Origin of the sequence: Microbacterium keratanolyticum, from assembly GCF_016907255.1 — a bacterium.
In the GTDB taxonomy this organism is placed as follows: domain Bacteria; phylum Actinomycetota; class Actinomycetes; order Actinomycetales; family Microbacteriaceae; genus Microbacterium; species Microbacterium keratanolyticum.
The window spans coordinates 2172832-2183137 of the sequence record NZ_JAFBBQ010000001.1 but is presented as its reverse complement, the minus strand read 5'-3'; the positions used below and the strand labels follow the sequence as shown (position 1 = coordinate 2183137).

Below are 10306 nucleotides of genomic sequence, written 5' to 3'. Positions count from 1 at the left end.
GCGGGTGCGGCGGCCATATGAGTCCCCCTCACCGCACGCACGATGCGAGCCTACGAAAACCTGTGAGTCACCTCAATGGGTCTTCACGCAGCCGTCACCCGATGGACGCCTGTCGGTCAGGCGGGATAGTCGACGAAGGGCATCCGCCGGACGGTCTGGCGGACGCGCGTGCTCTCGCCTGTCAGGCGGTGGCGTTCTCTTCGAACTCCTCGACTTCGCGCTCCCACTCGTCCCGCGCCAGGCGGTACCAGAGGTAGAAGGCGAAGCCGGCGAAGATGACCCACTCAGCCGCGTAGAACACGTTGAGCCAGTTGATGGGCGAGCCTTCGGCGGGCGCCGGAGACGCGATGTCGTCCAGCCCGCCCATCGCCGTCGTCGAGGCAAGATACGGGCGGTACACAGAGAGCCCGTCGATGTCGCTCCAGCGACTCAGCAGCGCTGCGGGAGACATCCGAGTCAACAGGAACGGCTCGGCGCGCGGCGGGACCACGGCGCCCTCGTCTGAGATGATGCGTCCGGCCACCTCGATGACGGTTCCGTCCGCCGATCTCTCGAGTTCATCGACAGCGGCTTCCGCCGTCGCCCGATCGGCAGCCCACCCGGCCGCGACGGCGAGAGACGTCGGCTCGGCGGCATCCGCGAGGCGCAGCTGTCCGCTCACCCAGTAGCCCTCGACACCATCGTTGAAACGCGAGGCGATGATCACGAAGTCGCCGGGAACCCAGGACCCGCGGGTCTCGACCTTGTGCCCCACATAGGGCTCAGGAAGGTACTCCCCCGGCTGCACGACCTCATCGAGGGGGCGCTGGGTCTCGGTCACACCCGCCGGCGGCGGATCCGTGTCGATCGCCTGACCGAGCTGCCACTGTCCCAGCCACGCGAAGACGCCCGCGACGACCAGACAGAGGAACAGCATGCGGATCCACTTGCCGCGGAAGAGCACCTCACGCAGCGTCGGGGGAAACGCCAAAGGGGTCGTCACGAGCAGAAGTCCGTCAGACCTGCTCGTACGGAGCGAGAACGACCTCGACGCGCTGGAACTCCTTCAGGTCGGAGTATCCGGTCGTGGCCATCGACTTGCGCAGCGCGCCGATGAGGTTCGCCGTGCCGTCCGCGACCGGAGCGGGACCGTAGAGGATCTCCTCCAGAGTCGCCACGCCGTCGACCGCCACCCGGCGGCCGCGCGGAAGCTGCGGGTGGTGGGCTTCGGGACCCCAGTGGAACCCGCGACCCGGAGCATCCGTCGCACGGGCGAGAGCCACACCGAGCATGACCGCGTCGGCGCCCATGGCGAGCGCCTTGACGATGTCACCGGAGGTGCCGACGCCGCCGTCCGCGATCACGTGCACGTACCGTCCGCCCGACTCGTCCAGGTAGTCGCGGCGCGCAGCGGCGACATCGGAGACGGCCGTCGCCATCGGAGCGTGGATGCCGAGCGTCGCGCGCGTCGTCGAGGCCGCGCCACCGCCGAAGCCGACCAGCACGCCCGCCGCGCCTGTGCGCATGAGGTGCAGCGCCGCCGTGTAGGTGGCCGCGCCGCCGACGATGACGGGAACGTCGAGGTCGTAGATGAACTTCTTGAGGTTGAGGGGTGCCGCCGCACTCGAGACGTGCTCTGCCGAGACCGTTGTACCGCGGATCACGAAGAGGTCGACGCCGGCGCTCGCGACGGTGTCGTAGAACTCCTGCGTGTGCTGCGGGGTGAGGGAACCTGCCACCGTGACGCCGGCGGCGCGCACCTCATCGAGACGCTTCGTGATGAGCTCGGCCTTGATCGGCTCGGAGTACAGCTGCTGCATCCGCACCGTCGCCTCGGCCTCGGTGAGGCCGGCGATCTCTTCCAGCAGCGGCTCCGGGTTCTCGTAGCGCGTCCACAGACCCTCGAGGTCGAGCACGCCGAGTCCGCCGAGCTGTCCGAGCATGATCGCCGTGCGCGGGCTGACGACGGAGTCCATCGGCGCGCCGAGAACCGGGATGTCGAAGGAGAACGCGTCGATCGTCCAGGCGGTCGACACATCTTCCGGGTTGCGGGTGCGCCGCGACGGCACCACCGCAATGTCGTCGAACGTATATGCGCGACGCGCACGCTTGCCCCGGCCAAGTTCGATTTCCATGCTCACCCCTCCAGCCTACCCGGCCTGCTCAGCGGGCCCGGACGACGCGGGTCTCGTCCCACACGGGTTCATCCGACTCGTACACGGCGCCGTCAGAGCCGAAGACGAGGAAACGATCGAACGAGCGCGCGAACCAGCGGTCGTGCGTGACCGCGAGCACCGTCCCGTCGAAGCGTGCGATGGCGTTCTCTAGCTCCTCGGCCGACTCGAGATCGAGGTTGTCGGTCGGCTCGTCGAGCAGCAGCAGAGTGGCTCCGGCGAGTTCCAGCAGGAGAACCTGGAACCGCGCCTGCTGCCCACCGGAGAGCGAGTCGAAGCTCTGCTGCGCCTGACGCACGAGGCCGTAGCGGTCGAGCGCGGAGCTGGCGGCGTCCCGGGGCATCCCGGCGCGCCGCTCATCCCCGCGGTGAAGGATTTCCAGCAGCGAGCGACCGACGAACTCGGGGTGCGCGTGCGTCTGCGCGAACAGCCCCGGCACGACTCGCGCGCCCAGCACTGCGCGCCCAGTGTGCGCGACCGCGGCGAGCTGCTGCCCCGTCGATGTGACGTGCCCCAGCGAGGGGTCGGGGTCGGTTCCGCCGCGAGCGAGCAGCCGCAGGAAATGCGACTTTCCGGAACCGTTCGACCCCAGCACCGCGACCCGATCGCCGTACCAGATCTCCGCGTCGAACGGGCGCATGAGCCCCGTCAGTTCGAGGGCCTCGGCGATGACGGCCCGTTTGCCCGTGCGCGCTCCCCGCAGCCGCATGTCGAACTCCTGCGCAGGAGGGCGCTCCTCAGGGGGCCCCGCCTCCTCGAACTTGCGCAGACGCGTCTGCGCCGCCTGGTAGCGGGACGCGAAGCCGTCGTTCGCCGAGGCCTTGACCTTGAGATTCGCGACCAGCACGCGCAGCTTCTCATGCTGCTCATCCCAGCGACGTCGCAGCTCGTCCAGCCGGTCCATCCTCTCGCTGCGCGCCTGCGCGTAGGTCGAGAACCCACCGCCGTGCACCCAGGCGGTCGCGCCGGCGCCTCCCGGCTCGAGCGTGACGAGCCGGTCGACCGCGCGATCCAGCAGTTCCCGGTCGTGCGAGACCAGGAGCACCGTCTTGGGCGTCTCCCTCAGCCGTTCCTCGAGCCAGCGCTTCGCAGGAACGTCGAGATAGTTGTCCGGTTCGTCGAGCAGGAGCACCTCATCAGGGCCGCGCAGCAGCGCCTCCAGGGCGAGGCGCTTCTGCTCCCCGCCGGACAGCGTCACCAGCTCGCGAAAACGCGCACGCTCATAGGGGACGCCGAGAGCCGCGACCGTGCACTGATCCCAGATCGTCTCGTGCTCGTAGCCACCGGCATCCGCATATTCACTGATCGCCGCGGCGTAGGCCATCTGCGTGTCGTGCTCATCGCGTTCGATCAGTGCGTTCTCCGCCGCCTCCAGCGCGTCCGCCGCCGCACGGATGCGCCGCGGCGCGACCCGGATGAGCAGCTCCTGCACCGTTTGCCCCGCTTCGCCGTGCCCGACGAACTGATCCATGACGCCGAGACCGCCGTCGATCGTGACGACACCGGCATCGGCGCGCTGCTCGCCGCGGATGATCCGCAGCAGCGTGGTCTTCCCTGCCCCGTTCGGCCCGATCAGGGCGCTCGTCGACCCCGAGCCGACGCGGAAGTCGACCTCGTCGAGCAGCGGTCTGCCATCAGGCAGCGTCAGCGAGACGCCAGACACATCGATGTACCCCACGTGCGTGGCCATCCTTACGCCCGCACGGTAGCAGGATGCCGAATGGCGAGCCGACCAGGCTATCAGCCGGAGCAGCTCGCCCGCACATCCGGGCGAGCCGAAGTCTCAGACCAGCGCACCCGTCGTCGGAACGGGGTTTTCGAAGATATCCAGCACGGGACAGTGCGCGTCGACGATCTGACGCAGGTTCTCGTACTCCTCCGGGGTGTTCGGCCCCGTGATCTCGACGCTCACACGCACACCCTGGAAGCCGGCGCGCACCGATTCGTCGATGCCGAAGATCTTGCGCACGTCGAGGTCACCCTCCGCGGTGATCTCCAGCTCGTCGATCGTGAGCCCGAGCGCCTGCGCGTAGAGACGGAACACGACGACCTGGCAGGAGACGAGAGCACCCAGCGCGTACTCGACGGGGCTCGGCGCTGCGTCGTCGCCCGCAAGACCGGCGGGTTCGTCCACCAGGAAGCGATGCGCGCCCGCGCGAATCTCGGTCGCCACGGACCCGACGGCGCGACCGGAAACTCGCGTTTTCAGCTGCGCGTTCGCCGGACTCGCGGCGATGCGCTCGCTCCACGCGGCGCCTGCGGCGTTCAGGCGCGCGGCGCGCTCGTCATCGGAGATCGTCGGGAGAGCGGTCGGCGGATCCAGAAGCTGTGTCATGTCGCGAACCTATCCACGGCGGATGCCTCGCCGCGCCCCGTGCGTCATGTGAAGTCATCCCCGTGTCACATGCCGTCACGCAGCGACTCGCCTCGTCGTGCGCACAGGGGGTTTCCCCGCGCCCCGCTCGCCCCCTATCCTCCAGGTACTGCCCCTCTGAAAAGGAGTCGTCATGTCCCTGCCACCGAACTACGATCCGCAGAACCCCGAACGACCCGCAGACCCGGTCGGCGAGGTTCCGCCCGCACCGCCTGTTCCGCCGGAGGCCGCGTCCGTGCCGCATGCGCCGAGCGCCGATCCGGCCGCTCCCGGCTACGCAGGTCCCGCCGGATACGCGACGCCGCCTGCTCCCGGGTATCCTCCTGCGGAGCCCACCCCCGGCTATCAGGGTGCGCCGGCGACCGGGTATCCCGCTGCACCGCCGGCTCCCGGCTACGCGCCCGCGCCGTCCGTTCCGGGTCGAGGACTGGCCATTGCCGGACTCATCTGTGCGTTCCTGGTCGCTCCCGTCGGCATCATCCTGAGCATCATCGCTCTCGTGAAGCTCAACAAGAGCGGCGGCAGCAAGGGCATCGCCATCGCGGGTCTGATCATCGGCATCCTCGTGACGATCGCGTGGATCATCGGCATCATCATCACCGTCACTCTCGCCGCAGGACTGCTCGGCAACGTGATCGAGATGTGCTCCCAGCTCGGCCCTGGGGTGTGGGACGTGAACGGCGTCACCTACACCTGCGAGTGATCGCAGCAGCGTTCAGGCGCCCCGTCACCTTCGGGTGGCGGGGCGCTTTCGTCGCCGCATCGAGCAATCCACGCGCGGTGCGCGCATCGCGCGCACGACCGCGCACAGAAGCGGTTTGGCACGCTCTGCCGGCAGATACGCTCCGTTGTCTACCCCAGAGAAGAAGGATTCGCGATGACGTCGCCCATCACCCCTGCCCCCGTTCCCGCGCCCGTCACGGCCCCGGCCGAGCCCGCGCGCGGCCTCACGATCGCCGGTTTCGTCCTGGCGTTCCTCATCGCCCCGCTCGGAGCGATCCTCAGCATCGTCGCGCTCGTCAAGATCAACAAGGCCGGCGGGAGCAGCAAGGGCCTCGCGATCGCGGGCATCATCATCGGCGCCCTCGGCACCATCGGATGGATCGTGACGATCATCGTCAGCACGGCCATCCTCGGCGCAGCGGTCGAGATGGTCGGCACCTGCCTCGACCTGGGTCCGGGCGTCTGGGATGTCGACGGAGCAACCATCACCTGCGAATAGCGCACCGCGCATTCGGCGCCGTTTCCTCTCGCAGGGACGGCACCGTCGCTGCGTACCCGCTCTCAGGCGGCGTAGCGCCCGGATGCCACAGCGCGGGCGCGCGCCTTCGCGGCTTCCTCTTCTCGGTTCTTCGGAGGACGCACCGCGACCAGATCGTTCAGCAGATGCTGTGTCGCATGCGCGATCTCGGCGACGGCCCGATCGAAGGCCTCCTGATTCGCCTTCGACGGCTTGGTCGTGCCGGCGATCTTGCGCACGTACTGCAGGGCTGCTGCCTGCACTTCTTCTGAGGAGGCTGCAGGCTCGAAGTTATGAAGGGTGTGGATGTTCCGGCACATACCCGCACGCTACGCTGGGGCGCGAAAAGAAGGAAGGGGCGGATGCAGCAGCATCCGCCCCTTCCGGTGTCTTTGACTACTTCTTGTAGTTCGGTGCTTCGACGACGATCTGCACGTCGTGCGGGTGCGACTCCTTGAGCCCGGCCGCCGTGATCCGCACGAACTTGCCGCGCTGCTTGAGCTCTTCGATCGTGCGCGCGCCGACATAGAACATCGACTGACGCAGACCGCCGACGAGCTGATATGCGACTGCGGCGAGCGGACCGCGGTACGGCACCTGACCCTCGATGCCCTCGGGGATCAGCTTGTCGTCGCTGGGGACGTCAGCCTGGAAGTAGCGGTCCTTCGAGTACGAGGTCTGCTTGCCGCGCGTCTGCATCGCACCGAGCGAGCCCATGCCGCGGTACTGCTTGAACTGCTTGCCCGACTGGAAGACGATCTCTCCCGGCGACTCGTCGGTTCCGGCCAGAAGCGAACCGAGCATGACCGCATCCGCGCCGGCGACGAGGGCCTTCGCGATGTCACCCGAGTACTGCAGGCCACCGTCTGCGATGACCGGAACGCCCGCGGGGCGCGCAGCCAGAGACGCCTCATAGACCGCCGTCACCTGAGGCACACCGACGCCGGCGACGACACGCGTGGTGCAGATCGAGCCCGGCCCGACGCCGACCTTGACGGCGTCCACACCGGCGTCGACGAGAGCCTGCGCACCCTCACGGGTCGCGACGTTGCCCCCGATGACATCAATGTGCGCGAACGACTCATCAGCCTTGAGACGCTTGACGAGGTCGATGACTCCCTGCGACTGGCCGTTGGCCGTGTCGACGACGAGCACATCGACGCCCGCGTCACGCAGCGCCTCGGCACGCTCCCACGCATCGCCGAAGAAGCCGATCGCAGCTCCCACGCGAAGCCGACCCTGCTCGTCCTTCGTGGCCAGCGGGTACTTCTCGCTCTTGTCGAAGTCCTTGATCGTGATGAGGCCGGCGAGCTTTCCGTCTTCGTCGATGAGCGGCAGCTTCTCGACCCGGTGCTTCGCGAACAGTGCGATGACCTCGCCGGCGGCGACACCGACAGGCGCGGTGACGAGGTTCTCGCTCGTCATGACGTCCTTCACGAAGGTGGACTGACGCTCGAATCCGGAGACGAAGCGCATGTCGCGGTTCGTGATGATGCCGACGAGGCGACCGTCCGCATCGACCACGGGGAGGCCCGAGATACGGTACTGCGCGCAGAGTGCGTCGACCTCGTCGACGGTCGCATCCGGCGACGTCGTGATGGGATCGGTGATCATGCCCGACTCGCTCCGCTTCACGCGGTCGACCTGCGCGGCCTGGTCGGCGATCGACAGGTTGCGGTGCAGGATGCCGATGCCACCCTCACGGGCCATGGCGATCGCCATGCGGGCCTCGGTCACGGTGTCCATCGCACTGGAGAGCAGCGGCGTGGCGACGGAGATGCGACGCGTCACCCGCGACGAGGTGTCCGCCTCACTCGGAATGACGTCGGTGTGCCCAGGCAGGAGCAGCACATCGTCATAGGTGAGACCGACGAAACCGAAGGGATCGGGCTGGTCCATGGGGGCTCCTCTCGCGCCGACGGCGCGGTAACGCGCTTGCGCGCGGGACGTCTTCGACCGGGAGAGCACGGGAACAGCTTCCCGGGCTCCTCTCCAGTGTAAACGCGCGCACGCCCAGTTCATTCCCGAGTGAGGATCCGAGCGTTGGCATGCGATCCGATCACGGATTGCCCCTGATGGTAGGCGTACGCGGTGTTGTCGGGTTACGCTCAATCCGTCGTCCGCTGGCGCAACGAGGCGCCGGCACGACGCACTCAATGTGGAGGATGCGTGAGAGACAGGACAACGGCCATCGGGTACACCCGACGATGGCTGCTCGCGGCACTGTGTGCGCTGATCGCAACCGCGATCTTCGTGCTGCAGGGGCCGACCGCCGCGCTCGCGGCGACCGACGAGCAAGAAGTGACCGACTTCTATTTCGCCGGAACGATCACGTTCGATGACAAGCCCGTCGAGGGCGTCACGATCAGTGTCGACGGAAACGGATTCGATGCGGAGACCGAGACCGACCCGGAAGGAAAGTGGCGACTGTACGTTCCGGAACAGGAGAGGTACACGCTCACCATCGACGAGAAGACACTGCCCGATGGCGTCATCGTCGATGCCGCGCAGCTGCCCGACGGCGTCGCACTCGTGTCCGGCACGACCGGCTCGTTCGAGGCGGAGTTCGGCCTGACCGGAACGAAGATCATCAACCTCTTCCTCGGCGAAGGCGAACGGGTCACGGAATCGTTCGTGGATCAGCTGCTGTCACGTCTGATGAACGGTCTGAACTTCGGCCTCCTGCTTGCGCTGGCATCCATGGGCGCTGCCCTCATCTACGGCACGACACGTCTGTCGAACTTCGCGCACGCCGAGATGGTGACCTGGGGTGGTCTCGTCGCCCTGGTGTTCACCTCGTTCTGGCAGCTGCCGCTCTGGGCCGGCATCGCCGGAGCCATCATCGGCGGCGCTCTGCTCGGCTGGGCTCTGGATGCCGGACTCTGGCGGCCACTGCGCCGTCGCGGACTCGGCGTCGTCCAGCTCATGATCGTCAGCATCGGCCTCTCGCTCGCTCTGCGATACGCCTTCCAGTACGTCATCGGCGGAGGCACGTCGCAGCTGCCGGGAGCAAGCCCGACCCCGATCCGGTTCGGCCCGATCTCGCTCTCGTACATCGACCTGATCAGCATGGGCGTCAGCCTTGTCGTGATCCTCGCCGTCGCGTACTTCCTGACCCGCACGCGGATCGGAAAGGCGACCCGCGCGATCTCCGACAACCCGCAGCTGGCGGCCGCATCTGGAATCGACGTCGACCGCGTCATCCGCATCGTCTGGATTCTCGCCGGCGTCCTCGCCGCGATCTCCGGCATCCTGTGGGCCTACTTCCGCCCGGGCGTGAAGTGGGACATGGGCATGCAGATGCTGCTGCTGATCTTCTGCGCCATCACCCTCGGCGGCCTCGGCACCGCGTTCGGTGCGCTCCTGGGATCGCTCATCGTGGGCATCGCCGTCGAGGTCTCGACGCTGTGGATCCCCTCCGACCTGAAGTACGCCAGCGCCCTGGCAGCCCTGATCATCATCCTGCTGATCCGGCCGCAGGGTCTGCTCGGCCGCCGCGAGAGATTGGGCTGACGCCATGGACTTCGGAAGCATCTTCGGAAACACCGCAAGCTACCTCTTCAGCCCGGTCACGATCGCCTACGCACTCGCCGCAACCGGCCTCGCCGTGCACTTCGGCTACGCAGGTCTGCTGAACTTCGGCATGGCGGCCTTCATGGCCATCGGCGGCTACGGCTACGCGATCTCGGTTCTCTCGTTCGGCCTGCCCTGGTGGCTCGGCATGATCATCGGCATGGCGGGCGGCGCGCTGTTCGCGCTGCTGCTGGGCATCCCGACCCTGCGCCTGCGCGCCGACTACCTCGCGATCGCGACGATCGCCGCGGGTGAGATCGTGCGCCTGCTGTTCACGACGCAGCTGTTCGACGAGTGGACCAACTCGGCGGACGGCCTGGCCGGATACCACGCCGGATTCCGCGGCGCGAACCCCTTCCCTCCGGGAACCTACGGCTTCGGCCCGTGGACCTACAACGAGAACGATCTGTGGAACCGCGTCTTCGGCCTGCTCGTGCTCGCCGTCGCGATCCTGGTGGTCTGGGCACTCATGCGCAGCCCCTGGGGACGCGTCCTCAAGGGCATCCGCGAAGACGAGGACGCCGTGCGCTCGCTCGGCAAGAACGTCTTCGGCTACAAGATGCAGGCGCTCGTCATCGGCGGCGTGATCGGCGCGCTCGGCGGCATCGTCTTCGTCCTGCCGTCGGCAGTCGTCCCGGGCAGCTACTCGACCTCGCTCACGTTCTTCCTCTGGACGATCCTGCTGCTCGGCGGCGCTGCGACCGTCTTCGGTCCGACGCTCGGCGCGATCATCTTCTGGCTCGTGTTCGCGTTCCTCGGCAACCTGCTGCCCGATCTGGCCAAGGCGGATCTGCTGCCGATGTCCGATGCGCAGGCGGGAACCATCCGATTCGTGCTGGTGGGCATCGCGCTCATGCTGCTCGTGATCTTCCGCCCGCAGGGCATCCTCGGAGACAAGAGGGAGATGACCTTTGTCAAATGAACTGACCCCCGAAGCGGATGCCACAGCAGACGGCACCGCCGCCG

The 10306-nt window shown here is 67.6% G+C and carries 10 protein-coding genes; 4 read left to right on the top strand and 6 right to left on the bottom strand.

Annotated elements, in window-relative coordinates:
• Positions 1–181 precede the first annotated feature (181 nt).
• The 4 genes from JOD62_RS10495 to JOD62_RS10480 all read right to left on the bottom strand — a co-directional run bounded on the left by JOD62_RS10495 (position 182) and on the right by JOD62_RS10480 (position 4488).
• Positions 182–982: an SURF1 family cytochrome oxidase biogenesis protein gene (locus tag JOD62_RS10495; protein ID WP_378787840.1), complete on the bottom strand. Its 801-nt coding sequence runs from the start codon at positions 980–982 to the stop codon at positions 182–184.
• 13 nt (positions 983–995) lie between these two features.
• A complete protein-coding gene (locus JOD62_RS10490; RefSeq protein ID WP_204939240.1) occupies positions 996–2114 on the bottom strand; it encodes a GuaB3 family IMP dehydrogenase-related protein in 1119 nt (372 codons plus the stop codon).
• 28 nt (positions 2115–2142) lie between these two features.
• Positions 2143–3831 (bottom strand): ABC-F family ATP-binding cassette domain-containing protein, encoded by a 1689-nt coding sequence (locus JOD62_RS10485; RefSeq protein WP_204940162.1) that lies wholly within the window; start codon positions 3829–3831, stop codon positions 2143–2145.
• A gap of 105 nt (positions 3832–3936) precedes the next feature.
• Entirely contained in the window at positions 3937–4488 is a 552-nt protein-coding gene (locus JOD62_RS10480; protein ID WP_204939239.1) for an OsmC family protein, read from the bottom strand.
• Positions 4489–4660: 172 nt separating this feature from the next.
• On the opposite strand from JOD62_RS10480, the gene JOD62_RS10475 reads away from it, so the two are divergent.
• Positions 4661–5230, top strand: coding sequence for a hypothetical protein (locus JOD62_RS10475; RefSeq protein WP_204939238.1), 570 nt, complete (start codon positions 4661–4663; stop codon positions 5228–5230).
• A gap of 174 nt (positions 5231–5404) precedes the next feature.
• Complete coding sequence (locus JOD62_RS10470) at positions 5405–5749, top strand: DUF4190 domain-containing protein (RefSeq protein WP_204939237.1); 345 nt, start codon at positions 5405–5407, stop codon at positions 5747–5749.
• Positions 5750–5811: 62 nt separating this feature from the next.
• On the opposite strand, the gene JOD62_RS10465 is transcribed toward JOD62_RS10470, so the two are convergent.
• On the bottom strand, positions 5812–6087 hold the full coding sequence (locus JOD62_RS10465; RefSeq protein ID WP_204939236.1) for a DUF2277 domain-containing protein: 276 nt from the start codon (positions 6085–6087) through the stop codon (positions 5812–5814).
• Positions 6088–6163: 76 nt separating this feature from the next.
• The gene (guaB, locus tag JOD62_RS10460) at positions 6164–7666 is read right to left on the bottom strand and encodes an IMP dehydrogenase (RefSeq protein WP_204939235.1); all 1503 of its coding nucleotides are present in this window, start codon (positions 7664–7666) and stop codon (positions 6164–6166) included.
• Positions 7667–7978: 312 nt separating this feature from the next.
• Here guaB and JOD62_RS10455 point away from each other — a divergent pair, with 312 nt between their 5' ends.
• On the top strand, positions 7979–9280 hold the full coding sequence (locus tag JOD62_RS10455) for an ABC transporter permease subunit (protein WP_204940161.1): 1302 nt from the start codon (positions 7979–7981) through the stop codon (positions 9278–9280).
• Positions 9281–9284: 4 nt separating this feature from the next.
• Positions 9285–10262, top strand: a complete 978-nt coding sequence (locus tag JOD62_RS10450; RefSeq protein WP_204939234.1) for a branched-chain amino acid ABC transporter permease — start codon at positions 9285–9287, stop codon at positions 10260–10262.
• Positions 10263–10306: the final 44 nt, after the last annotated feature.

Bases quoted from the DNA above. Each gene is read 5' to 3' on its own strand.
- JOD62_RS10470 (WP_204939237.1), top strand. From the start codon at position 5,405: ATGACGTCGCCCATCACCCCTGCCCCCGTTCCCGCGCCCGTCACGGCC.
- JOD62_RS10480 (WP_204939239.1), bottom strand. From the start codon at position 4,488: ATGACACAGCTTCTGGATCCGCCGACCGCTCTCCCGACGATCTCCGAT.
- JOD62_RS10465 (WP_204939236.1), bottom strand. From the start codon at position 6,087: ATGTGCCGGAACATCCACACCCTTCATAACTTCGAGCCTGCAGCCTCC.
- JOD62_RS10490 (WP_204939240.1), bottom strand. From the start codon at position 2,114: ATGGAAATCGAACTTGGCCGGGGCAAGCGTGCGCGTCGCGCATATACG.
- guaB (WP_204939235.1), bottom strand. From the start codon at position 7,666: ATGGACCAGCCCGATCCCTTCGGTTTCGTCGGTCTCACCTATGACGAT.
- JOD62_RS10475 (WP_204939238.1), top strand. From the start codon at position 4,661: ATGTCCCTGCCACCGAACTACGATCCGCAGAACCCCGAACGACCCGCA.
- JOD62_RS10450 (WP_204939234.1), top strand. From the start codon at position 9,285: ATGGACTTCGGAAGCATCTTCGGAAACACCGCAAGCTACCTCTTCAGC.